At 61.5% G+C, this 24157-nt stretch carries 18 protein-coding genes; 13 read left to right on the top strand and 5 right to left on the bottom strand.

Annotation, left to right across the window (positions count from 1 at the left end; all coding sequences use genetic code 11):
• Positions 1-77: 77 nt before the first annotated feature.
• Positions 78-1454, bottom strand: a complete 1377-nt coding sequence (locus tag AC0Z8Z_RS15470; RefSeq protein WP_485619682.1) for an L-serine ammonia-lyase — start codon at positions 1452-1454, stop codon at positions 78-80.
• A 476-nt stretch (positions 1455-1930) separates the two neighbouring features.
• On the opposite strand from AC0Z8Z_RS15470, the gene AC0Z8Z_RS15465 reads away from it, so the two are divergent.
• The 12 genes from AC0Z8Z_RS15465 (at position 1931) to yccS (ending at position 19422) form a co-directional block, all read left to right on the top strand.
• Positions 1931-2878: a choline ABC transporter substrate-binding protein gene (locus AC0Z8Z_RS15465; protein ID WP_122533873.1), complete on the top strand. Its 948-nt coding sequence runs from the start codon at positions 1931-1933 to the stop codon at positions 2876-2878.
• A 68-nt stretch (positions 2879-2946) separates the two neighbouring features.
• Positions 2947-3792, top strand: a complete 846-nt coding sequence (gene choW / locus AC0Z8Z_RS15460; protein WP_205484948.1) for a choline ABC transporter permease subunit — start codon at positions 2947-2949, stop codon at positions 3790-3792.
• Positions 3789-4970: a choline ABC transporter ATP-binding protein gene (gene choV / locus AC0Z8Z_RS15455; protein ID WP_485619681.1), complete on the top strand. Its 1182-nt coding sequence runs from the start codon at positions 3789-3791 to the stop codon at positions 4968-4970. Before choW ends, choV begins: the two co-directional genes overlap by 4 nt.
• 198 nt (positions 4971-5168) lie before the next feature.
• Positions 5169-5762, top strand: coding sequence for a transcriptional regulator BetI (gene betI / locus AC0Z8Z_RS15450; RefSeq protein ID WP_122533875.1), 594 nt, complete (start codon positions 5169-5171; stop codon positions 5760-5762).
• Positions 5763-5836: 74 nt separating this feature from the next.
• Positions 5837-7309, top strand: a complete 1473-nt coding sequence (betB, locus tag AC0Z8Z_RS15445; RefSeq protein WP_485619680.1) for a betaine-aldehyde dehydrogenase — start codon at positions 5837-5839, stop codon at positions 7307-7309.
• Between the two features lie 167 nt (positions 7310-7476).
• Complete coding sequence (betA, locus tag AC0Z8Z_RS15440; protein ID WP_485619679.1) at positions 7477-9180, top strand: choline dehydrogenase; 1704 nt, start codon at positions 7477-7479, stop codon at positions 9178-9180.
• 395 nt (positions 9181-9575) lie between these two features.
• Positions 9576-11018 (top strand): TldD/PmbA family protein, encoded by a 1443-nt coding sequence (locus tag AC0Z8Z_RS15435; RefSeq protein ID WP_485619678.1) that lies wholly within the window; start codon positions 9576-9578, stop codon positions 11016-11018.
• Entirely contained in the window at positions 11018-12343 is a 1326-nt protein-coding gene (locus AC0Z8Z_RS15430; protein WP_485619740.1) for a TldD/PmbA family protein, read from the top strand. The genes AC0Z8Z_RS15435 and AC0Z8Z_RS15430 overlap by 1 nt, the downstream gene beginning before the upstream one ends.
• Positions 12344-12591: 248 nt before the next feature.
• Entirely contained in the window at positions 12592-14034 is a 1443-nt protein-coding gene (gene mdtD, locus AC0Z8Z_RS15425; RefSeq protein WP_485619677.1) for a multidrug transporter subunit MdtD, read from the top strand.
• An 86-nt stretch (positions 14035-14120) separates the two neighbouring features.
• Complete coding sequence (gene dbpA, locus AC0Z8Z_RS15420; protein WP_122625577.1) at positions 14121-15500, top strand: ATP-dependent RNA helicase DbpA; 1380 nt, start codon at positions 14121-14123, stop codon at positions 15498-15500.
• 214 nt (positions 15501-15714) lie between these two features.
• A complete protein-coding gene (locus AC0Z8Z_RS15415) occupies positions 15715-16893 on the top strand; it encodes a BaiN/RdsA family NAD(P)/FAD-dependent oxidoreductase (protein WP_485619676.1) in 1179 nt (392 codons plus the stop codon).
• A gap of 321 nt (positions 16894-17214) precedes the next feature.
• Positions 17215-19422 (top strand): YccS family putative transporter, encoded by a 2208-nt coding sequence (gene yccS, locus AC0Z8Z_RS15410; RefSeq protein ID WP_172610481.1) that lies wholly within the window; start codon positions 17215-17217, stop codon positions 19420-19422.
• Here yccS and AC0Z8Z_RS15405 read toward each other — a convergent pair.
• Entirely contained in the window at positions 19403-20140 is a 738-nt protein-coding gene (locus AC0Z8Z_RS15405) for a substrate-binding periplasmic protein (protein ID WP_485619675.1), read from the bottom strand. The genes yccS and AC0Z8Z_RS15405 overlap by 20 nt on opposite strands.
• Positions 20141-20345: 205 nt before the next feature.
• Here AC0Z8Z_RS15405 and AC0Z8Z_RS15400 point away from each other — a divergent pair, with 205 nt between their 5' ends.
• Positions 20346-20804: a GNAT family N-acetyltransferase gene (locus tag AC0Z8Z_RS15400; protein WP_122534360.1), complete on the top strand. Its 459-nt coding sequence runs from the start codon at positions 20346-20348 to the stop codon at positions 20802-20804.
• Positions 20805-20884: 80 nt separating this feature from the next.
• On the opposite strand, the gene AC0Z8Z_RS15395 is transcribed toward AC0Z8Z_RS15400, so the two are convergent.
• From AC0Z8Z_RS15395 to AC0Z8Z_RS15385, 3 genes are read right to left on the bottom strand one after another with little or no spacing between them, the layout of a single operon-like run.
• On the bottom strand, positions 20885-21181 hold the full coding sequence (locus tag AC0Z8Z_RS15395) for a winged helix-turn-helix domain-containing protein (RefSeq protein ID WP_122533882.1): 297 nt from the start codon (positions 21179-21181) through the stop codon (positions 20885-20887).
• Between the two features lie 31 nt (positions 21182-21212).
• Complete coding sequence (locus AC0Z8Z_RS15390) at positions 21213-21713, bottom strand: YgjP-like metallopeptidase domain-containing protein (RefSeq protein ID WP_485619739.1); 501 nt, start codon at positions 21711-21713, stop codon at positions 21213-21215.
• A 57-nt stretch (positions 21714-21770) separates the two neighbouring features.
• Positions 21771-23912, bottom strand: coding sequence for a putative bifunctional diguanylate cyclase/phosphodiesterase (locus AC0Z8Z_RS15385; RefSeq protein WP_485619674.1), 2142 nt, complete (start codon positions 23910-23912; stop codon positions 21771-21773).
• Between the last annotated feature and the right edge of the window lie 245 nt (positions 23913-24157).

The following is a 24157-nucleotide window of genomic DNA, read 5'->3' as shown; positions in this document are numbered from 1 at the left end:
TCAGTGGGACGTGTGCGAAAAGCGAGCAGGCGGCTACGGGCGCACCTGCGTTTATTCCGAGACCGGGCGTTACCGACTCAACATTCGACGGCGCTGACCGCCAGCCCGCCCCGCGAAGTCTCTTTGTATTTGTCGTGCATGTCGGCGCCGGTGTCGCGCATGGTGCGAATGACCCGGTCCAGCGAAATGAAGTGCTGGCCGTCGCCGCGCAGGGCCATTTGCGCGGCGTTGATGGCTTTCACCGCAGCGATGGCGTTGCGCTCGATGCACGGCACCTGAACCAGTCCGCCCACCGGATCGCAGGTCAGACCCAGGTTGTGTTCCAGACCGATTTCAGCCGCGTTGCACAGCTGCGCCGGGGTGGCACCCAGGATGTCCGCCAGACCGGCCGCGGCCATGGCGCACGCGGAACCCACCTCGCCCTGACAGCCCACTTCGGCACCGGAAATCGACGCGTTCTTTTTGCACAGAATGCCAATAGCCGCCGCGCCCAGAAGGTAATCGACCACGTTGGCCTCGCTGACTTCGTCGCTGAATTTGACGAAGTAATGCAGCACCGCCGGAATGATCCCCGCAGCGCCGTTTGTGGGCGCCGTGACCATGCGCCCGCCGGCGGCATTTTCCTCGTTGACGGCCAGCGCAAACAGGTTGACCCACTCCATCGCACTTAGCGTCGAGCCAATCACGTTCGGCTTGTTCAGCTCCAGCAGGCTGCGATGCAAACGCGCCGCACGCCGACGCACGTTCAGGCCGCCCGGCAGGATGCCTTCGTGCTTCAAACCCAGTTCCACACACGCCTGCATGGCCCGCCACAGGTGCATCAGCCCGGCGCGGATTTCGTCTTCGCTGCGCCAGACTTTCTCGTTTTCCATCATCAGTTGCGACACCCGCAGGCCGTGGGTTTCGCAGAGCATCAACAATTCGTCGGCGCTGGAGAAATCATAAGGCAGCACGGTTTCGTCGCGATCCAGCACGCCACTGGCGGCCTGGGCTTCGTCGACGACAAAACCGCCGCCCACCGAATAGTAAGTGTCGCGATGAAACTCGCCGTGCTCGTCAGATACGATCAGCGTCATGGCATTGGGGTGGAACGGCAGGTTTTCATCGACGAGCAACATGTCGCGCTGCCAGATAAAAGGGATAGGGTAATCGCCATTGAGTTTCAAGGTGTCGGTTTCACGCAGTTCGGCGATGCGCTGGCCGATCAGCGCAGGATCGATAGCGTCGGGCCATTCGCCCATCAGGCCCATGATCACCGCGCTGTCACTGCCATGACCGACGCCGGTTGCCGACAGCGAGCCGTAAAGCCGCACTTCAACGCGGTTCACTTGCCTCAGTTGTTCGCGTTCGCGCAGACCCTGAACGAACAGCGCCGCCGCGCGCATGGGGCCGACGGTGTGTGAGCTGGAGGGGCCAATACCGATCTTGAACAGGTCGAACACGCTGATAGCCATTAACCGCAAACCTCCGAAAACAGGGCTCCCGGCGCGCCGCGCGGCCGGCGATGGAGCTGCTACGCTCAAGCAGCAATCCACCGAGATGGCGGCATCATCAGCCTTTTGTTTTGCGGGGCGGCGTCTCACACCGACTCACCCATGCCCACCAACGTCGCCTCTGCTTTTACCGGTGCCTGAGCACGATCGGCTGCCGATTTCGGCACTTTTTGCCGTATCGTCACTCTGCTTTTGTCCCGGGAATCATTCGGCGAGCAGGGAAAAAACCTGTAAGCGACGTCACTGATGCTGGATACGACTCCCTGTGTACTGGATACGACGCCCCCTGTAGGCGTTTGTTTTTCCCTGTTACATGATCGTTGTCGACTCAATCGCCAGACGCAGTGATGGAGCTGTTTTCCCCATTTGACTCGCCGACACCAGAAAACGCATCAGCTGCGGTTGATGCCGAGAAGAAAACACCAAAGGAGTCCGACATGAAAGGTTCACACAGGCTGTTACTGGGCGTTGCGCTGAGTCTTCCCCTCCTGGCCCAGGCTGCAGAGCCTGCCGCTTGCCAGACAGTCAATTTTTCCGATGTGGGCTGGACCGACATCACGGCGACCACCGCCGTCACCAGCGTCGTGCTGCAGTCGCTGGGCTACAAAACCAAAACCACGATGATTTCCGTACCTGTGACCTACAAGTCGCTCGCCGATGGCAAGAACATGGACATTTTCCTCGGCAACTGGATGCCGACCATGGAAAACGACATCAAGGCCTACCGCGACGCCGGCACCGTCGAGACCGTCCGCGCCAACCTCGAAAACGCCAAGTACACCCTCGCCGTTCCCCAGGCCCTGTATGACAAGGGGCTTCACGATTTCGCCGACATCGTCAAATTCAAGAAAGAGCTCGACGGCAAAATCTACGGCATCGAGCCGGGCAACGACGGCAACCGCCTGATCCAGAGCATGATCGACAAAAACGCCTTTGGCCTCAAAGACGCAGGCTTCAAGGTCGTCGAATCGAGCGAAGCGGGGATGCTGTCCCAGGTCGACCGCGCCTCGCGACGCAACACCGACGTGGTGTTCCTGGGCTGGGAACCGCACCCGATGAACACCCGCTTCAAAATCAAATACCTCACCGGCGGCGATGACTTCTTCGGCCCCGACTTCGGCAAAGCCACGGTCTACACCAACGTGCGCAAGGGCTACACCACCGAGTGCAGCAACGTCGGTCAGTTGTTGAAGAACCTGTCGTTCACGCTGCCGATGGAAAGCACGCTGATGGGCAATATCCTCGACGACAAGAAAAAGCCTGAGGTAGCCGCCAAGGCATGGCTGAAAGCCAACCCTCAAGTACTCGACACCTGGCTGGCGGGCGTCACCACCGTGGACGGAAAACCTGGCCTGGAAGCCGCAAAAGCCGAGCTGACGAAGTAACTCGACAGGCAGGCGGGTAACGCCCGCCTGTTGTCCTCTTTTCATCCCGCACGCGGACAACCGACACCATGCTGACTGATCATAAAATCCCTCTGGGCGAGTACATCGCCGGCTTTGTCGAATGGCTGACGCAACACGGCGCCAGCACCTTCGATGCCATTGCTTCGTCACTCGAAACCATGATTCACGGCCTGACCGGCGGCCTGACCTGGTTCAACCCCTTCGTGCTGATCGGCCTGGTTGCCCTGCTCGCTCACTTCATTCAGCGCAAATGGGGCCTGACCGCCTTTGTGATCGTTTCCTTTCTGCTGATCCTTAACCTGGGGTACTGGCAGGAAACCATGGAGACCCTGGCCCAGGTGCTGTTCGCCACGGCGGTCTGCGTAGTGATCGGTGTGCCGCTGGGCATCATTGCCGCGCACAAGCCGATGTTCTACACCTGCATGCGCCCCGTCCTCGACCTGATGCAGACGGTGCCTACGTTCGTTTACCTGATCCCGACCCTGACCCTGTTCGGCCTCGGCGTGGTGCCGGGCCTGATTTCGACGGTTGTGTTTGCGATCGCCGCCCCGATCCGTCTGACCTACCTGGGCATCTGTGATGTCCCGCAAGAACTCCTCGACGCCGGCAAAGCCTTCGGCTGCTCACGCCGTCAATTGCTCTCCCGTATCGAACTGCCCCACGCCATGCCGAGCATCGCGGCTGGCATCACCCAGTGCATCATGCTTTCGCTGTCGATGGTGGTGATCGCCGCGCTGGTGGGCGCTGACGGCTTGGGCAAACCTGTGGTCAACGCACTGAACACTGCTGATATCGCATTGGGCTTCGAAGCGGGCCTGGCGATCGTATTGCTGGCGATCATGCTCGACCGGATCTGCAAACAACCGGACGCCAAAGTGAGGGCCGACGCATGAGCATCATCAAATTCGATCAGGTTGACGTCGTCTTCTCCAAAGACCCGCGTGAGGCACTCAAGCTCTTGGACCAGGGCCTTACGCGGGCAGAAATCCTCAAGAAAACCGGCCAGATCGTCGGCGTCGAAAAAGCCACGCTGGAGATCAACAAAGGCGAGATCTGCGTGCTGATGGGCCTGTCCGGCTCGGGCAAATCCAGCCTGCTGCGCTGCATAAACGGCCTGAACACGGTCAGCCGCGGTTCGCTGTTCGTCGAGCACGAAGGCCAGCAGATCAATATCGCTGCCTGCACCCCCGCCGAGCTGAAGATGATGCGCACCAAGCGCATCGCGATGGTGTTTCAGAAGTTCGCCCTGATGCCCTGGCTGACGGTGCGCGAGAACATCAGTTTTGGTCTGGAAATGCAGGGCCGCCCCGAGAAAGAGCGGCGCGCCCTGGTGGACGAAAAGCTGGAGCTGGTCGGCCTGACCCAGTGGCGCAACAAGAAGCCGGACGAGCTGTCGGGCGGCATGCAGCAGCGTGTCGGCCTGGCTCGCGCCCTGGCGATGGACGCCGACATTCTGCTTATGGACGAGCCCTTCTCGGCACTCGATCCGCTGATTCGTCAGGGCTTGCAGGATGAGCTGCTGGCGCTTCAGAAGAAGCTGAACAAGACCATCGTCTTCGTGAGTCACGACCTGGACGAAGCGCTCAAGCTCGGTACCCGTATCGCGATCATGAAGGACGGCCGGATCATTCAGTACAGCGTGCCGGAAGAGATCGTGCTGAACCCTGCCGACGAATACGTGCGCACGTTCGTCGCTCACACCAATCCGCTCAACGTGCTGTGTGGTCGCAGCCTGATGCGCCCGATCATCCAGTGCACGCGCATCAACGGGTCTCAGGTCTGTCTGGACCCGAGCGACGACACATGGATTGATCTCACTGATGGCAACGCCATCACCGGCGCCCATCAGCATGGCGCGAGCCTTGATCTGCAAAGCTGGGCACCGGGCCAGTCGGTGGAAACCCTCGGCCGCAAACCCACCGTTGTCCACTCCGACATCGGCATGCGCGATGCCCTGCAGATTCGCTACCACACCGGCAACAAGCTGGTGCTGCAGGAGAACAACCAATTGGTCGGGATCCTTGGCGACAGCGAGCTGTACCACGCGTTGCTGGGCAAGAATCACGGCTGATAGCAGCTGCAAGCTTCAAGTTTCAAGCCGCAAGAAAAAGGCCGCCACGCCTCGACTCTTGCGGCTTGGAGCTTAAAGCTTGTGGCTGCCTTTCTGCGCCCCCGCTTTTTTGTTGATTGAACGTTCAATTAAAAAGCTTTACAGTGGACGCCGTTTCCAGCCACTCACGTTCACCCTGCACATCAAGGAGCCCCACAGATGCCCAAGGTCGGTATGCAACCCATTCGGCGTCAGCAGTTGATCCAGGCCACCCTCACGGCGGTCGATCAGGTCGGGATGGGCGATGCCAGCATTGCGCTGATCGCCAAACTGGCAGGGGTCTCCAACGGCATCATCAGTCACTACTTTCAGGACAAGAACGGCCTGATCGCAGCGACGATGCGCCACTTGATGAATGCGCTGATCGCCAGCGTCGCCGAGCGGCGCCGGGCATTGAACGACGACAGCCCGCGGGCTCACCTGAAAGTGATCATCGAGGGCAACTTCGATTCCAGTCAGGTCAACGGTCCGGCGATGAAAACCTGGCTCGCCTTCTGGGCAACCAGCATGCATTCGCCCTCGCTGCACAGGCTGCAGCGGATCAACGACCACCGTCTTTATTCCAACCTCTGCTGCCAGTTCCGTCGCGCATTGCCGTTGGATGAAGCACGCAGCGCTGCCCGAGGGCTCGCGGCCTTGATCGACGGCCTATGGCTGCGCGGCGCGCTTTCGGGCGACGCCTTCGACACCGAACAAGCGCAACGGATCGCCTACGAGTACATGGACTTTCAACTGGCAAAAGCGCCGAGCTGAAGCAGCCGGCACCACGACCAAGGCAGCGCACGGCGCACTCGGTCGTCACCCACCCAGACTACTGCGAGGATTTTATGGCCCGTTTCGAACTGCAAAAACTCTACATCGATGGCGGCTACGTGGACGCCAGCAGCAACGCGACCTTCGAAGCCATTAACCCGGCCAATGGCGAAGTCCTGGCCCAGGTGCAGCGCGCGACCAAAGAAGACGTTGAACGCGCGGTCGTCAGCGCCGAAAAAGGCCAGAAAATCTGGGCCGCCATGACCGCCATGGAGCGTTCGCGCATCCTGCGTCGTGCCGTCGACATCCTTCGTGAACGCAACGATGAGCTGGCCGAACTGGAAACCCTGGACACCGGTAAAGCGATCTCCGAAACCAAATACGTCGACATCGTCACCGGCGCCGACGTGCTGGAGTACTACGCCGGCCTGGTGCCTGCCATCGAAGGCGAGCAGATTCCGCTGCGCGACACCTCATTCGTCTACACCCGCCGCGAGCCGCTGGGCGTCACCGTCGGCATCGGCGCGTGGAACTACCCGATCCAGATCGCCCTGTGGAAGTCCGCCCCTGCGCTGGCAGCCGGCAACGCGATGATCTTCAAGCCAAGCGAAGTCACCTCGCTGACCACGCTGAAACTGGCCGAAATCTACACCGAAGCCGGCGTGCCGGACGGCGTGTTCAACGTGCTGACGGGCGCCGGCAGCGAGGTCGGCAGCTGGCTGACCGAGCACCCGCGCATTGAGAAGATCTCGTTCACTGGCGGCGTGCAGACCGGCAAGAAAGTCATGGCCAGCGCGTCGAGCTCGTCGCTCAAGGAAGTGACCATGGAGCTGGGCGGCAAGTCCCCGTTGATCATTTTCGACGACGCCGATCTGGATCGCGCCGCCGACATCGCGATGATGGCCAACTTCTACAGCTCGGGTCAGGTCTGCACCAACGGTACTCGCGTGTTCGTGCCGAGCGCCCTGAAAGCTGCCTTCGAAGCGAAAATCCTTGAGCGCGTCAAACGCATCCGCGTCGGCAACCCCCAGGACGACAACATCAACTTCGGCCCGCTGGTGAGCTTCGCGCACATGGAAAACGTGCTCGGCTACATCAACAAGGGCAAGGAAGAAGGCGCGCGCCTGCTGATCGGCGGCGACCGTCTGACCGAAGGCGAGCTGGGCAACGGCGCGTTCGTCGCGCCGACCGTGTTCACCGACTGCACCGACGAGATGACCATCGTCAAAGAGGAAATCTTTGGCCCGGTGATGAGCATCCTCAGCTACGACAGCGAAGAAGAAGTGATCCGCCGCGCCAACGACACCGAGATGGGTCTGGCTGCGGGCATCGTGACCAAGGACCTGAACCGCGCGCACCGCGTGATCCATCAACTGGAAGCCGGTATCTGCTGGATCAACGCCTGGGGCGAGTCCGACGCGAAGATGCCGGTCGGTGGCTACAAGCAGTCGGGCGTGGGCCGGGAAAACGGCATCAGTTCGCTGGCGCAGTACACACGCATCAAGTCTGTGCAGGTTGAGCTGGGCGACTACGCGTCGGTGTTCTGATCCTGTAAAGGCCGCACCGGCAAAACGCATTTCACTGTAGGAGCGAGCTTGCTCGCGATCGCGGAGTGTCAGCCGCCAACAGCGTTCGTGGTTATGACCTCATCGCGAGCAAGCTCACTCCTACAGGGCTTGCGCACCTCCGACTACTTTTAAGAGGGAACATGTCAATGTCCCAAGAATTCGATTACATCATCATCGGCGCCGGTTCGGCCGGTAATACCCTGGCAGCCCGTCTCACCGAGGACGCAGGCGTCACTGTGCTGTTGCTTGAAGCAGGCGGCCCGGACTATCGCGCCGACTTCCGCACGCAGATGCCAGCCGCGCTTGCGTTCCCGCTGCAGGGCCGTCGCTACAACTGGGCCTACGAGACCGAGCCAGAGCCGCACATGAATAATCGCCGCATGGAGTGCGGTCGCGGCAAGGGACTGGGTGGCTCGTCGCTGATCAATGGCATGTGCTACATCCGCGGCAACGCCATGGACTACGACGGCTGGGCAAAAAACCCGGGGCTTGAAGACTGGTCTTACCTCGATTGCCTGCCGTACTTCCGCAAGGCCGAAACCCGCGATATCGGCCCTAACGACTACCACGGCGGCGAAGGCCCGGTCAGCGTGACCACGCCAAAGGCCGGCAACAACCCGCTGTTTGCCGCGATGGTTGAAGCAGGCGTGCAAGCCGGTTATCCGCGCACCGACGACCTCAACGGTTATCAGCAGGAAGGTTTCGGCCCGATGGACCGCACCGTCACGCCGTTTGGCCGTCGCGCCAGCACCGCTCGTGGCTATCTGGACGAAGCGAAGAAGCGCTCGACCCTGACCATCGTCACTCACGCACTGACCGACCGGATTCTGTTCGATAACAAGCGCGCCGTCGGCGTGGCCTACATGGTGGGCGACAGCGACACCCGCATCGAAGCCCGCGCTCGCAAGGAAGTCCTGCTGTGTGGCGGCGCCATTGCTTCGCCGCAGATCCTGCAGCGTTCCGGCGTCGGCCCCGCGCCGCTGCTGAAGAAGCTCGACATTCCGGTGGTTCATGACCTGCCGGGCGTTGGCGAGAACCTGCAAGACCACCTGGAAATGTATTTGCAGTACGCCTGCAAGGAGCCGGTCTCGTTGTATCCGTCGCTGCTGTGGTGGAATCAGCCAGCCATCGGCGCCGAGTGGATGTTCCTGGGTAAGGGCATCGGCGCCAGCAACCAGTTTGAAGCGGGTGGCTTCATTCGTTCACGCGAGGAGTTCGAGTGGCCGAACATTCAGTACCACTTCCTGCCGGTCGCAATTAACTACAACGGCAGCAAGGGCGTTCAAGAGCACGGTTTTCAGGCGCACGTCGGTTCGATGCGTTCGCCAAGCCGTGGTCGCGTGCAGGTGAAGTCGAAGAACCCGCGCGAGTACCCGAGCATTCTTTTCAACTACATGGCGTCCGAGCAGGACTGGCAGGAATTCCGCGATGGCATTCGTCTGACCCGCGAGATCATGCAGCAGCCAGCGCTGGACCAATACCGTGGCCGCGAAATCAGCCCCGGCATCGACGTGCAGAGCGACGAGCAGCTGGACACGTTCATCCGTGAGCACGCCGAGACGGCGTATCACCCGTCCTGCTCATGCAAGATGGGCACCGATGAAATGGCGGTCGTTGACGGTCAGGGCCGTGTGCACGGGATGGAAGGGCTGCGTGTGGTGGATGCGTCGATCATGCCGCTGATCACCACAGGCAACCTCAACGCGCCAACGATCATGATGGCCGAGAAGATTGCCGACAAGATCCGCGGCCGCGCCCCGCTGCCGCGTAGCACTGCCGATTACTACGTCGCAGGCGATGCGCCAGTGCGTGGCAAGCCGATGCGTGAAGTGGGCCCGTTGGCGCAGTAATCACCGCCGTTACTGCAGGAGGCTCCCCGGGGGTGCTGTGCAATCGTCCAGCACACCCGGTCCATGTGGGAGCGAGCTTGCTCGCGAAGAAGGCATTTCAGCCGCTGAAGATTCAGTGGATGTGCCGACCTCTTCGCGAGCAAGCTCACTCCCACAGTCCATTTGCCAGCAGATACATCTGCCGCGCCGATGTGTCAGTGGGACCGGCTTCAGCCGGGAAGAGGCCAGTGGCTACACCCTCCATTTTGCGGTGTGACACCCGACGCATTCCCGGCTAAAGCCGGTCCCACAATGGAAAGCGCTGTCTCCGCATTGTCCATCCCTCCCCGATGCAGTGACCATCCGCGCTATGATTCGGGCCGTTGCCTGTCCGAATCGTCAAGGAGCCTTCCTGCATGTTCGACTTTTCCGCTCAGCTCAAGCAGCGTTTCGCCGCCCTGCAGAGCAGCGCCCCGTTTTTTTCCCTGCGTTATGTCAAACAGACCAGCCAGCATCTGTCGGTGCGCAAGAACGTCGCCGAGCCGCCACAGCTCAGCATCGACGAGGGCGCGATGCTGACCGTGCGCGTCAATGGTGTCGAAGCCTACGCGGCCACCAACGACATCTCCCAGCGCGGACTTCAAACGGCGCTGGAACAGGCGGAAACTCAAGCGCGGCAACTGGCCCCGCATTCGCTCCTTGACCTGCGCGACCATGCTGTCGCCACCGCCCATGCCGATTACCTTTCGCCCAATCTGCAAAATGCGTTTCCATCGCTCAGTGATTGCTACGCCCTGCTCAACGCCGAATCGGCGTCGGTGCCGAGGGACGAACGTCTGGTCAACTGGCAGGTGAGCCTGGGGCTTGAGAACGTCGAGCAGATTTACCTGAACAACTTCGGTGCCGAAATCCGTCAGGCCCAGCGCTTCGTCTTCCCTGGCCTGACCGTCACGGCCTACGACGGGCAGGACAGCCAGACCCGCAGCCTCGGCCGCGAGAATTTCGGCCAGCAAGGCGGCGCGGAAGTCATCGCGTCGTGCGGGATCATCGGTGCGGCGGTCAACGTCGCCGATCAGGCGCTGCAACTGGTCATGGCGCCGAACACGCCCTCCGGCCCGCGTGATCTGCTGCTGACGCCCGACCAGATGACCCTGCAAATCCACGAATCCATCGGCCACCCGCTGGAGCTGGACCGCATCCTCGGCGATGAGCGCAACTACGCAGGCACCAGCTTCGTCAAAGCCAGCGATTTCGGCAGCCTGCAATACGGCTCAAGCCTGCTCAACGTGACCTTTGATCCTGAAATCCCCGAGCAACTGGCGAGCTACAGCTTTGATGATGACGGCACGCCGGCGAGCAAGCAATTCCTGATCAAGGACGGCTTACTGGTACGGCCTCTGGGCGGCGCGCTGTCGCAATACCGCAGCGGCATGGAAGGCGTCGCCAACAGCCGCGCGTCCAACTGGAACCGCGCGCCCATCGACCGCATGGCCAATCTCAATATCGAGCCAGGCGACAAGTCGATGGCGCAGCTCATTGGCGGCATCGAGCACGGCATTTTGATGAGCACCAACCGCTCGTGGTCGATCGACGATGCGCGCAACAAATTCCAGTTCGGCTGCGAGTGGGGCCAGTTGATCGAGAACGGCGAGCTCAAGGGCGTGGTGAGAAACCCGAACTACCGCGCGATCTCCGCGCAGTTCTGGCGCAACCTCAGCGCGGTCGGCGACGCCAGCACCTTCAAGGTCCTCGGCACGCCCAACTGTGGCAAAGGCGAACCCAATCAAGTGATCCGCGTGGGGCACGCCTCGCCCGCTTGCGTGTTCGCGGGCGTTGATGTTTTCGGAGGTGACGCATGATGTCCCATCAAGCGCAATTCAAGGCCCTGGCGCAATGGCTGCACGGCGCGGTCACGGCAGACGAGCGTTACACCTTGAGCTACGACGCCGAAGCGTCGGACTTCATCCGTTTCAACCACGCCAAGGTGCGTCAGGCCGGCCACGTGCAGCAAGCCAGCGTGACCTTCAAGCTGATCGCCGCAGGCCGCCACGCCAACCTGAGCCTTACGCTGTCGGGCGATGGCGAGGTGGATCAACAACGCTTGAGCGACGCCCTGCTTCAACTGCGCGAGACCCTGACGCTGCTGCCGGAAGACCCTTATCTGCAACTGAACGAAGAGGCCTGGCAGAGCAGCAACGTGCAAGAGACGCCGTTGCCAGACAGTGCACATGTGGTCGAGCAAATCGCGCAACTGGGCGAAGGGCTGGATCTGGTCGGCATCTACGCCGCCGGTCCGATCTATCGCGGTTTCGCCAGTTCAAGCGGTGCGCTGGGCTGGCACCAGGCCAACAGCTTCAATTTCGACTGGAGCCTGTTCCACGAGAACGGGCAGGCGGTGAAAGCCAACTACGCCGGGCACACGTGGACCGACGACGGTTTTGCGCGGCGCTTCGCCCTGGCCCGTGAGCAACTTGCGTTTCTTGGCCGCCCGGCGCACGCCCTCGCCCCCGGGCAATACCGCGCTTACCTGGCGCCTGCCGCGCTGGAGGAAGTCATCGGTATGCTGTGCTGGGGAGGTTTCTCTGCACAGTCGCTGGCCGACAAGACCAGTCCCTTGCAGCGGCTGTACGACGGCCACGCCACGCTGAATCCGTTGGTGAGTTTGAGCGAGCAGGTCAGCGGCTCGTTGTCCCCTGCGTTTTCCGGTGAAGGTTATCCGCGCATGGACCTGTCACTGGTGGCCGGGGGCGTGGCCCGGGATCGCATGATCGACTCGCGCAGCGCCGCCGAATACGGCCTTGTCGCCAACGGCGCAGGATGGGGCGAGTCACCGAGCGCGCTGAGCATGGACGGCGGTTCACTGGCGCTGGATGAAGTGTTGAAAGCGCTGGGCACGGGCCTGTACATCAGCAACCTGTGGTACCTGAATTTCTCGGACCGCACCGCCGGGCGCATCACCGGGATGACCCGCTTCGCCACGTTCTGGGTCGAAGACGGGCAGATCAAGGCGCCGGTCAACACCATGCGCTTCGACGACAGTATCTTCAGCCTGCTGGGCACGGCACTGGAACAACTGACCACAGAAAGGGAACTCCTGCTGTCGACGAGCACCTACAGTCAGCGCCAGACCGCCTCGAGTCTGCTGCCCGGCGCGCTGCTGAGCGGGTTGACGCTGACGCTGTAATGCATCGGGCTGCCTGGCTGCTGGCGGGCAGCCACTGAGCTCTGTGTGTGGGGGGAGCGAGCTTGCTCGCGAATGCTGGCAATCAGGCTGCAGAGATGGGGCGGTTGTCAGGGCCTCTTCGTGAGCAAGCTCACTCCCACAAGGACCGCGCTTCAGCAGTGAGAGCGTTTACCGGGGCCGTGCTCCCAGCAGTTACATCTGACAATTAATTGGCCTGTTTCCCGCAACCATAAGGACCCTCGATCCACATGCCGACCTCTACCCCGCAGCTGGACGCCCGCACCCTGCGCTGGATGCCATGGGTCATCGCCATCGCCTTCTTCATGCAAAGCCTGGACGGCACGATCCTTAACACCGCGCTGCCATCCATGGCCGGCTCGCTGGCGGAAAACCCGCTGCGCATGCAGTCGGTGATCATCGCTTACATGCTGACCATCGCCCTGCTGATTCCGGCGTCGGGCTGGATTTCGGACCGCTTCGGCATCAAGCGCATCTTTTTCAGCGCCATCCTGCTGTTCAGCTTTGGCTCGTTGCTGTGCGCGGTGTCCAACTCCCTCGGCATGCTGGTCGGCGCACGGGTGATTCAGGGCCTCGGCGGTGCGTTGATGATGCCGGTCGGCCGGCTCATCGTGTTGCGCGCCTACCCCCGGACCGAGCTGGTTCGCACTCTGAGTTTCATCACCATGCCCGCCCTGCTCGGCCCGCTAATGGGCCCGACGGTCGGCGGCTGGCTGGTGGAATACCTGAGCTGGCACTGGATCTTCCTGATCAACCTGCCGGTGGGGATTCTCGGGTGCTTCGCCGTGCGCAAGTTCATCCCAGACCTTCAGGGTGGCGGACGGACGCGTTTTGATCTGGTGGGGTTCGGCTTGTTCGGCGCGTCGATGGTGCTGATCACCATTGCAATGGAAGGTCTCGGCGAGCTGAACCTGCCGCACTTGCGGGTGGTGATGTTGCTGTTCGGCGGCATGGCTTGTCTCGCCGCGTACTGGTTACGCGCCAGTCACGTAGAAGCGCCGTTGTTCTCCGCTCAGCTGTTCAAAACCCGTAGCTTTGCGGTGGGCATCATGGGCAACCTGTTTGCCCGCCTGGGCAGCGGCGCCTTGCCGTTCCTGCTACCGCTGATGCTGCAAGTCGCGCTGGGTTACTCGCCTTCACATGCGGGTATGAGCATGATTCCCCTGGCGCTCGCGGCGATGTTCGCCAAGCCGCTGGCGACCAAAGCCATTGAGCGACTGGGGTATCGCATCGTGCTGACCGGCAACACGCTGCTGCTGGGCATTTTGCTGGCGAGCATGGCGCTGGTCACTGCCGACACGCCGTACTGGCTGCTGCTGGTTCATCTGGCGTTTCTGGGAGGGGTCAACTCGCTGCAGTTCTCGGCGATGAACGCAGTGACGCTGATCGATCTCGATGACGCCAGTGCCGCCAGCGGCAACAGCTTGCTGTCGGTGGTCGCGCAGTTGTCGTTGAGTCTCGGCGTCGCCTGCGCGGCCGCGTTGCTGGGCGGATTCAGCGACGATGTGGCAACGGGGCAAGTCAGCGACGTGCTCGGTGCGTTTCAGCTGACCTTCCTGTGCGTCGGCGTGCTGGCAATGCTGGCGGCGTCGATCTTCCTGCAGCTGTCGCCGCGCATGGCCCCCGAGGCACCGGCGCGCAAACCGCAACCGGAGCCCGAGATCGAGGCGTGATGCACTCACCATTTATCGCGCGCAGCCCCAAGGCAGGGGCTGCGACCTGATACACTGCGCGACATTTTGTTTTGCAGGCCCGTCCCGTGACTAACACCGCTTTTAACTCACTGCCCCTTTCCGCCGCCATGCTGGCTAACCTGGAGTCCCTTGGTTATGCCGAGATGACGCCGATTCAGGCGCAGAGCCTGCCGGTGATCGTCAAAGGGATGGACCTGATCGCCCAGGCCAAGACGGGCTCTGGCAAGACCGCTGCATTCGGCATCGGCCTGCTCAATCCGATCAATCCGCGCTACTTCGGCTGTCAGGCACTGGTGCTCTGCCCCACCCGTGAGCTGGCCGATCAGGTGGCCAAGGAAATCCGTCGTCTGGCGCGTTCCGAAGACAACATCAAGGTCCTGACCCTCTGCGGCGGCGTGTCTTTCGGCCCGCAAATCGGCTCGCTGGAGCACGGCGCTCACATCATCGTCGGCACGCCAGGGCGCATTCAGCAGCATCTGCGCAAGGGTTCGCTGGTGCTGGACGGCCTGAACACGCTGGTGCTGGACGAAGCCGACCGCATGCTCGACATGGGTTTCTACGACGCCATCGCCGACATCATCGAGCAGACGCCCAAGCGTCGCCAGACCCTGCTGTTCTCGGCCACGTACCCGGTCGGTATCAAGCAGCTGTCCTCGAAATTCATGCGTGATCCGCAGACCGTCAAGGTTGAAGCGCTCCACGCCGACAGCCAGATCGAGCAGATCTTCTACGAAATCGCGCCAGAGCAACGCCTCGAAGCGGTGGTCCGCGTGCTCGATCATTTCCGTCCGCAGTCCTGCGTGGCGTTCTGCTTCACCAAGCAGCAGGTTCAGGAAGTGGTCGATCACCTGACCGCCAAGGGCATGTCTGCCGTCGGCCTGCATGGCGATCTGGAGCAGCGTGACCGCGATCAGGTCCTGGCGATGTTCGCCAACCGCAGCACCTCGGTGCTGGTGGCCACTGACGTCGCCGCGCGCGGTCTGGACATCGATGGTCTGGACATGGTGCTCAACGTCGAGCTGGCGCGGGATTCGGAAATCCACATCCACCGCGTCGGCCGTACCGGTCGTGCGGGAGAGACCGGCATTGCCGTCAGCCTCGTCGCGCCCGGCGAAAGCCAGCGCGCCCGCGCCGTTGAAGAACTGCAGAAAGCGCCGCTCAACTGGCAGCAATACGACCAGCTGGAGCGCAAGGAAGGCGGCAAGCTGCTGCCACCGATGACCACCCTGTGCATCGGTTCCGGCCGCAAAGACAAGCTGCGCCCTGGCGACATTCTTGGCGCGCTGACGGGCGAAGCAGGCATTCCCGGCACTCAGGTGGGCAAGATCGCGATCTTTGATTTCCAGGCCTACGTCGCCGTGGAACGCGGCATGGCCAAGCAGGCACTGGAGCGTTTGAACAACGGCAAGATCAAGGGCAAATCGTTGCGCGTGCGGATCTTGTAAACACCCGCAATACCGCATCGCCCCCTGATCGCGAGCAAGCTCACTCCTACAAGGCCGCGCAACCCCTTGTAGGAGTGAGCTGATCGTTCCCACGCTCTGCGCGGTAACGCCGGGCCGGGCGCTCTGCGCCCTAGGGTGACGCCGAGCGTCACGGTATGCATACCAACGCAGAGCGTTGGCACGATCTTCTTCCCGATATTCCGAGGACACCGCTTTGCCCGTTACTGACGTTGTGATCATCGGCGCCGGCGCCGCAGGTTTGATGTGTGCATTCACGGCCGCCCAGCGTGGGCGCAAGGTCATGCTGATCGATCACGCCAACAAGCCGGGCAAGAAAATACTCATGTCGGGGGGCGGTCGCTGCAACTTCACCAACATGTACACCGAACCTGCCAACTTCCTCTCGCAGAACCCGCATTTCTGCAAATCGGCGCTGGCCCGCTACACCCAGTGGGACTTCATCGAGCTGGTGGGCAAGCACGGCGTGCCATACCACGAGAAGAAACTCGGCCAACTGTTCTGCGACAACAAGTCCAGCGACATCCTCGACCTGCTGCTCGCTGAATGCGACAACGCCGGCGTGAGCCTGCACATGGACACCTCGGTGCAGAGCATCGAGAAAACCGAAAGCGGTTACCTGCTGAAAACCACCTTGGGTGAATTGCGCTGCGAGTCGCTGGTGATCGCCACGGGCGGCCTGTCGATTCCGACGCTGGGCGCCACCGGTTTCGGTTATCAGGTCGGCAAGCAGTTCGGCCACATGCTGTTGCCTACGCGGGCGGGCCTGGTGCCGTTCACCATCACCGATCAGTTGAAAGAGCTGTGCACCGAGCTGACCGGCACGTCGGTCGATTGCCTGGTGAGCTGCAACGACGTCAGCTTTCGCGAGAACATCCTGTTCACCCACCGCGGCCTGAGCGGGCCAGCGATTCTGCAGATCTCATCGTTCTGGCAGCCCGGCGACACAGTCGAAATCAACCTGATGCCCGACCACGACGCCCACAGCTGGCTGACCGAGCAACAGGCCGAACGCCCGAACAGCGAACTGAAAACGCTGCTCGGCGAGATTTTCACCAAGAAAATGGCCAACCTGATTGCCGAGCAATGCTTCGTGTCCAAGCCGATGAAGCAGTACACCCACGCCGAACTGGCCGACATCGCCGCCAAACTGGCGAGCTGGCAAGTGGTACCGGCGGGCACCGAAGGGTATCGCACGGCCGAAGTGACCCTGGGCGGCATCGACACCCGTGAAGTGTCGTCAAAAACGATGGAATCCCTGAAGTCACCAGGCCTGTACTTTGTCGGCGAGGTACTGGATGTCAGCGGGCATCTGGGCGGCTTCAACTTCCAGTGGGCCTGGGCCTCGGCGTACGCGGCCGCGCAGTACGTCTGAGCATTCATTGCAGGCAAGCTCACACCGGCACAGACGCACGCGATCTTTGTAGGAGCAATCGGAGTTTACGACGGTCGCGAAGAGGCCGGGCCAGGCGATACACATTCAGTGCCTGACCATCCGCCTTCGCGACCGTCGTAAACTCCGATGGCTCCTACAAGTGCGCGTCGCACATGACAGAGTTACAGTCAGGGTTAAGGTGCGTTTTGGAGCATTGGCATCCGCTGCCGGAATAAATGTTGCCTGCCGGATGTACAGCGCGCATCCGGCGCTGTACATATCCCTCAGCAAAATCAATCGCGAACAAGGCCGTCAGCGTTCATGGCATCGACATCGTTGCGCAACACATTCCGCCGTCTCTGGGCGCTGGACAAGTTTTCCTACAGCGTGCGGGTTTTCATCGCGCTGACCGGCAGCATGGCGCTGTGCTGGTACCAGAACGAGATGTCCCAGTTGATCCCGCTGTTCCTCGGGATTATCGCCAGCGCCCTGTCGGAAACCGATGACAGCTGGCAAGGCCGCCTCAATGCGCTGGCCGTGACGCTGGTGTGTTTCAGCATCGCGGCGTTGTCCGTGGAGTTGCTTTTCCCCTACCCCGTGGTGTTCATCTGCGCGTTTGCCTTTGCGGCGTTCTGCCTGACGATGCTCGGCGCCCTGGGCGAGCGCTATGGCGCCATCGCCTACGCAACGCTGATTCTGTCGGTCTACACCATGATTGGGGTCGATCAGCGCGGCGGTGAAGTCACCGATTTCTGGCACGAACCCATGCTGCTGGTCGCCGGCGCGGCGTGGTACGGCCTGCTGTCAGTGCTGTGGCAGATGCTGTTTTCCAACCAGCCGGTGCAGCAGGCGCTGGCCCGACTGTTTCGCGAGCTGGGCCTGTACTTGAAGCTCAAGTCAGAGCTGTTCGAGCCGATCCGCACTTTGGACATCGAAGCCAAGCGCCTGGAGCTTGCCAAGCAGAACGGCAAGGTCGTCGGCGCGCTCAACGTCACCAAGGAAATCATCCTTAACCGCGTCGGCAGCGGTCGTCCCGGCTCGAAGGTCAGTCGTTACCTGAAGCTGTACTTCCTGGCCCAGGACATCCACGAGCGCGCCAGTTCATCGCACTATCCCTACAACTCCCTGGCCGAGGCGTTCTTCCACAGCGATGTGCTGTTTCGCTGCCAGCGCCTGCTGCGCCAGCAAGGTCGCGCCTGCCGTGACCTGTCGGCGTCGATCCAGCTGCGCCAGCCGTTCATCTATGACGACAGCTTCGCTCATGCGCTGAACGATCTGCGCGCGTCCCTCGAACACCTGCGCATCCAGAGCAACCCGGCGTGGCGCGGGCTGTTGCGTTCGCTGCGAGCGCTGGCCAATAACCTTGGCACCCTCGACCGGCTGCTCAGCGACGCGAGCAATCCCGACGCCTTGGCCGACGCCACCGACAGCAGCCTGCTCGACCGCTCGCCGCGCAACCTCAAGGACGTCTGGACCCGCCTGCGCCTGCAACTGACGCCGACCTCGCTGCTGTTTCGTCACGCCCTGCGCCTGCCATTGGCGCTGGTCATCGGCTACATCATGGTTCATCTGATCCACCCGTCCCAGGGGTACTGGATCATCCTCACCACGGTGTTTGTCTGCCAGCCAAGCTACGGCGCCACCCGGCGCAAACTCGGACAGCGCATCATCGGCACGGCCATTGGCCTGACGGCGGGCTGGATTCTGTTTGACCTGATCACCACGCCCGTCCTGCAATCGATGTGCGCGGTGCTGGCCGGCGTGGTGTTCTTCGTCAACCGCACCACGCGCTACACGCTGTCGACGGCGGCGATCACGGTGATGATTCTGTTCTGCTTCAATCAGGTCGGAGACGGTTACGGCGTGTTCCTGCCGCGCCTGCTGGACACGCTGCTGGGCAGCCTGATCGCCGGGCTGGCGGTGTTCCTGTTCCTGCCGGACTGGCAAGGTCGCCGGCTGAACAAGGTCCTGGCCAACACGCTGTCGTGCAACAGCATTTACCTGCGCCAGATCATGCAGCAATACGCGAACGGCAAGAGCGACGATCTGGCCTATCGACTGGCCCGCCGCAACGCCCACAACGCTGACGCCGCGCTGTCCACCACACTGGCCAACATGCTCATGGAGCCCGGACATTTCCGCAAAGAGGCCGACGTGGGCTTCCGTTTTCTGGTGCTGTCACACACGCTGCTCAGTTACCTGTCGGGCCTGGGCGCGCACCGGGAGACCCCGCTGCCGCCCGAAGTGCGAGAGCAACTGATCGAAGGCGCCGGTGCCAGCCTTGCCGCGAGCATCGACGAAATCGCCCGGAGCCTGGCGATGCGTGAACCGGTGGCCGTGCAAAGCGATACCGAGGAAGCGCTGGCGACCAGCCTGGAACAGATGCCGGAAGAAATCGATGAAGGCCAACGGTTGGTGCAAACCCAACTGGCGCTGATCTGCCGTCAACTGGGACCATTGCGCACGCTGGCAGCGCACTTGATCAAAGAGCCGGTCAAGGAGCCCCAGATCACAGACCGTGTAGTTTGATGAGCTTGTCGTAGGTGCCGTCGGCTTTCATGTCAGCGATGGCCTTGTCGAAATCCAGAACGATCTGCTGATGATCCGCCCGCTTGACGCTGACCAGCATATGCAGACTGTTTTCGCTCAGTGATTTGGGCAGGAATTCAACGCTGGTCCGCACGTCTGCAGGCTCACGGTTGAGGGCAAACCGCGCCGCGTACTCGTCTTCCACCGTCAAGTCGACCCTGCCTGCAGCGAGCATCCTGGCAGCGGTCGAAAAATTCGCCACTGGGATTTTCTTCAGCTCGGCGTCGGCGTCGAATTCCGGCGAATAGGCATAGCCGCGCACCACTGCAACGGAGTAGCCGTGCAATTGCGACAGGGTTTGGTAGTCGACTGAGGCATCTTTGCGCTTCAGAAAGCGCAGGCGGTTGATCAGATACGGCGCGGAGAAAACCCCGATGCGCGTGCGGTATTCGCTGTACCAGGCGTTGATGACGATGTCATACCGCCCTTCGCTCAACCCGTGAATCGCCCGGGCCCAGGGCACCTGCTCGTATTCGGTGTCATAACCGGCGCGGCCCAGCGCCGTGCGAATCAGGTCAGTGGAAAGCCCGTCGTGCAGCAATGACACGTCGGCATAAGGCGCCCAGGCATCGCCGGCGAGACGCAATGTCTGCGCGACCGCGCCCTGGGCTATCAGCATCATTCCCAACAGCCCTGCGGCGCACAGCAAACGCGACATGCTCAGCTTCCTTGTGGCAACTGGCCTTCAGTGAAGACTCATTTTGCGCTTTGCACAACTCCTGACACTGCGATGTTTGTGCCGCAGTTCAACAAAATGACGCATCGTCGCCTGAATCAGTCCCGAGCCCTGCTCGCCGCGAATTTGGGCTTGCGCCGATATGCGTTTAGTATCCGGCATCCACTTCTTCTCGCAGGCCGGCGTCATGTCTATCAACTGGATTTGCAAACACCATACCGACCTTGGAAAAGAGCAGCTGTACGCCATCCTGCAACTGAGGGCGCAGGTTTTCGTGGTGGAGCAGAAATGCTGGTATCTGGACGTCGATGGCCAGGATTTGCTGGGCGACACCTGCCATCTGATGGCCTGGCAAAATGATCAGCTGGTCGCCTACCTGCGCCTGCTGGACCCGATTCAGCAGAACGGTGACGTGACCATTGGCCGGGTGGTGACTGCACCATCGATGCGCAACAAGGGCATGGGCCATGAATTGATGGTCCAGGCGCTGGTGCACGCGGAACGCCAATGGCCGGACCAGCCGATATTTCTCTCGGCCCAGGCGCACTTGCAGGGCTATTACAGCCGTTACGGCTTCAATCCGGTGGGCGAGGTGTATGTCGAGGACGGCATTCCGCACATCAGCATGCGTCGGGACCTGGACTGACTCCGTCTCAGGGGCGCCGATGTCCCTCGCAGGACCGGCTTTAGCCGGGAAGCTCTTGAATCAACGCCCCTGACACGACGTCACGGATACCCCAGCACCGTCTTGATGGTTTGCAGATTGCCGTCGATCCAGCGGCGGTCAATCGCGCCCCAGTCACGGATCCGGTAACCGCCGGCATGATTGCGCGCGCCATCGAGCTGTTCGAACTCACAGACAATATCCAGATCGGCTAGCGCCGCGATGGTGTCCTGAGCGGTGCGACGGGGCATGCCGGTGACATCGGTCAGGGCCGGTACGCTGCTGGCGACGCCACTGTCGATCAGATACGCCACATACAGGCGGCGATAGAAACTGCTCTTGGTCTTGCTGACTTCCATCGAAACTTCCTTGAAATGCGTTAACGCCTGATCAGCGCCCGGCCGTCTGCATGTCCCGCCAGGTCAGGTAGATGCGCAGGTCGAATTCCAGCTGGTGATAGCCGGGCTGCATGTGCTCGCACAACTGATAGAACGCCTTGTTGTGGTCTGACTCTTTGAAATGCGCCAGTTCGTGGACCACGATCATCTTAAGAAACTGCGGCGCGGCATCCTTGAACAACGCCGCCACGCGGATTTCCTTCTTGGATTTGAGCTTGCCGCCCTGCACCCGCGACACCGTAGTGTGCAGGCCCAGTGCGCGATGGGTCAGGTCCAGGCGGTTATCGAACAGCACTTTGTCGATGTTCGGCGCGTTGCGCAGGTATTCCTGTTTGAGCGCCAGCGCGTAGGCGTACAGCGCCTTGTCGCTCTGGATTTCGTGGCGATCCGGATAGCGCTGCTGCAGATAATCCGTCAGCCGGTCCTGCGAGATGAGCTGCCGAACCTGATCCTGCAGACCCTCGGGGTAGGCCTGCAGGTATTTGAGCGGCATGGGCGTGGTGACAGTCATGGTCGGATCGGGTCGCGGGAAAAACGCGAGTCTACCGCGTCAGTCCTGCCCGAGCAGCTGTAACGCGACCGGCAGATCGACCGGCTCGACAAAACGCTCGGCCTCCAATGGCGGCATCGGATGGGCAATCAGGAAGCCCTGAATGATCTGACAGCCGTTGTCGACCAGCCACTCATATTGCTCGTAGGTCTCGACACCCTCGGCAATCACCTCGATATCGAGCATGCGACACAGGTCAATGATGCTGCGCGCGACGGCCAGATCCCGGGACGATCCCAGCATGCCGCCAATAAAGTGCCGATCAAGTTTCAGGGTGTCCAGATCAAGATTGCGCAGGTGGGCAAGGGAGCTGTCGCCTGCACCGAAATCGTCCAGCGACACGCGCACGCCAATGTTATGCAAATCCTGCAGCTGCTTGCGGCTGTGCACCAGGTTGTGAACCAGCGAAGGCTCGGTGATCTCGACTTCCAGTTGCCGGGGTTTCAGGCCATGCAGCTGCATGGCGCGCTGCAGCTCGGCCGCCAGATTCGGCAGGCTGAATTGCGCAGGGCTCACGCTGACGCTCATCACCAGATCGTCCGGGAATACGTCGCTCCAGCGCTGGCGCTGGGCCGCACCCTGTTCGAAAATCCAGCTGCCGAGTTTGTTGATCAGGCGCGTTTCTTCCAGCAGCGGAATAAACACCCCTGACGGCACATCGCCCGCGTCCGGATGATGCCAGCGCAGCAGCGCCTCGAAGCCCCGGGTCTTGCCGGTGACCACGTTGACCTGTGGCTGGTAGACCATGGAAAAGTCTTTGCCATCGATCGCCGTGCGCACGCTCTCTTCGAGCATCAGACGGGAGCGTGCGCGGCCATTCATGTACTGATCGAAGAAACGGTACTGCTGACGCCCTGCCCGCTTGGCTTCGTACATCGCGATGTCGGCCGCGCGCAGCAGGCCATCCAGATTGGTGCTGCAGTCCGGGTAAACCGCGATGCCGATACTCGCCCCCAACGTGGCTTCGACACCGTCAATCATGCGCCGGGCAGACACCCTCTCGATCAGCTTTTCGGCGACCTTCGCGGCGTGTTCGGGGAAGTCCAGCCCGTCGATGACCACCACGAACTCATCGCCACCCATGCGCGCGAGCACATCGTAAGGGCGCAGGCAGTCTTTCAGTTGCGCACCGACCCACTGCAACACCTGATCGCCGGCATCGTGGCCCAGGGAGTCATTCACATCCTTGAAGCCGTCGAGGTCCAGGTACAACACCACCAGATACTTGCCCGCGTGTTCGTTGCGCAGCAGCATGCCTTCGACCGTCTGATAGAAGCCGCGGCGGTTGAGCAGACCGGTGAGGGAGTCGGTTACCGCCTGATGTTCCAACTGACGATAGAGGTCACGCACCACCGACATGTCGAGCACGCTAAGCACCATGGCGCGCTGTTCGGCAGGCAGCGGCGCGCAAGACAGCGCGACCGGCACCTGTCGGCCCTCGGGCGTTCGCAGCACGGCGTCGTGGACGCGGTAGGTGTCGGCACGGCGATAGTGGTGATAAAAACCGGAATCGACCCATTCGCCGACACTGGGTTCGTGCAGGTAGGCGCACAACCCGGTGCCGCGCAGCTCGCCGTCGGTCATGCCCAGCAACCGGCAGATCGCCGGATTGGCGAAGCTGATGACGCCATCTTCGGTGACGACAAGAATGCCTTCGGCCACGTTTGCCAGCACCGAGGCGTTGAATGCCCGCGCCGACTCCAGTTCGCGGCTCAGCTTTTGCAGAGCACGCCGATTGTGCTGCTGCTCCAGCAGCGCCTGAACCTTGGGCCTGAGAATATTCGGGTCGAAGGGCTTGAACAGGTAATCGACTGCGCCGCTGGCATAGCCCTTGTGGACAGAGTCGCGAGATTGTTCGTTGGCGGTGAGGAATATGATCGGCGTCAATCGCGTTCGCAGACTGCCACGCATAAGGCGGGCGACTTCAAAGCCATCCATGTCCGGCATCTGCACATCAAGCAGCACCAGATCGACATCTCGGTCCAGCAAAATACTCAACGCTTCCATGCCCGAGGCGGCGGTGATGATTTCCCGGTCCTGCCGCTGCAGGACAGCGCACATGGTCACCAGGTTTTCGGGGTAATCATCAACAACCAACAAAACGGATTTGCCACTTAATGGCGGGGACTGCACGCATTCCATGCTGCTACTCATCATTCACTTTACTGCCCGGGGGACGGCCCCGCCGATGGACTGATTGGCCATTACTCTAGCTTCGATTGGGGAAAAGAGAAGGCAGGCATAAGTAGCGCCCTTCTAAAAGTGCCATCCAACCGACTAACGGTAACGACCCTCAATGTCAGCACCACCCTGCGCTGGGGCAAAAGTAGCGGCACTTTGACGTCAACCGTTCGACGGAATCGCATTAACAAACGCGGCGCTGAACC

It is taken from the genome of Pseudomonas sp. 1L-C-7-B-C1 (assembly GCF_057291635.1).
This window is presented reverse-complemented; position numbering and strand designations above follow the sequence as displayed.

Coding starts and splice junctions, on each gene's coding strand:
- AC0Z8Z_RS15400 (WP_122534360.1), top strand. CDS start 20,346: ATGTCTATCAACTGGATTTGCAAACACCATACCGACCTTGGAAAAGAG.
- AC0Z8Z_RS15405 (WP_485619675.1), bottom strand. CDS start 20,140: ATGTCGCGTTTGCTGTGCGCCGCAGGGCTGTTGGGAATGATGCTGATA.
- AC0Z8Z_RS15395 (WP_122533882.1), bottom strand. CDS start 21,181: ATGGAAGTCAGCAAGACCAAGAGCAGTTTCTATCGCCGCCTGTATGTG.
- AC0Z8Z_RS15470 (WP_485619682.1), bottom strand. CDS start 1,454: ATGGCTATCAGCGTGTTCGACCTGTTCAAGATCGGTATTGGCCCCTCC.
- AC0Z8Z_RS15435 (WP_485619678.1), top strand. CDS start 9,576: ATGTTCGACTTTTCCGCTCAGCTCAAGCAGCGTTTCGCCGCCCTGCAG.
- AC0Z8Z_RS15465 (WP_122533873.1), top strand. CDS start 1,931: ATGAAAGGTTCACACAGGCTGTTACTGGGCGTTGCGCTGAGTCTTCCC.
- betA (WP_485619679.1), top strand. CDS start 7,477: ATGTCCCAAGAATTCGATTACATCATCATCGGCGCCGGTTCGGCCGGT.
- betB (WP_485619680.1), top strand. CDS start 5,837: ATGGCCCGTTTCGAACTGCAAAAACTCTACATCGATGGCGGCTACGTG.
- yccS (WP_172610481.1), top strand. CDS start 17,215: ATGGCATCGACATCGTTGCGCAACACATTCCGCCGTCTCTGGGCGCTG.
- AC0Z8Z_RS15385 (WP_485619674.1), bottom strand. CDS start 23,912: ATGGAATGCGTGCAGTCCCCGCCATTAAGTGGCAAATCCGTTTTGTTG.
- betI (WP_122533875.1), top strand. CDS start 5,169: ATGCCCAAGGTCGGTATGCAACCCATTCGGCGTCAGCAGTTGATCCAG.
- AC0Z8Z_RS15390 (WP_485619739.1), bottom strand. CDS start 21,713: ATGCCGCTCAAATACCTGCAGGCCTACCCCGAGGGTCTGCAGGATCAG.
- AC0Z8Z_RS15430 (WP_485619740.1), top strand. CDS start 11,018: ATGTCCCATCAAGCGCAATTCAAGGCCCTGGCGCAATGGCTGCACGGC.
- choV (WP_485619681.1), top strand. CDS start 3,789: ATGAGCATCATCAAATTCGATCAGGTTGACGTCGTCTTCTCCAAAGAC.
- mdtD (WP_485619677.1), top strand. CDS start 12,592: ATGCCGACCTCTACCCCGCAGCTGGACGCCCGCACCCTGCGCTGGATG.
- choW (WP_205484948.1), top strand. CDS start 2,947: ATGCTGACTGATCATAAAATCCCTCTGGGCGAGTACATCGCCGGCTTT.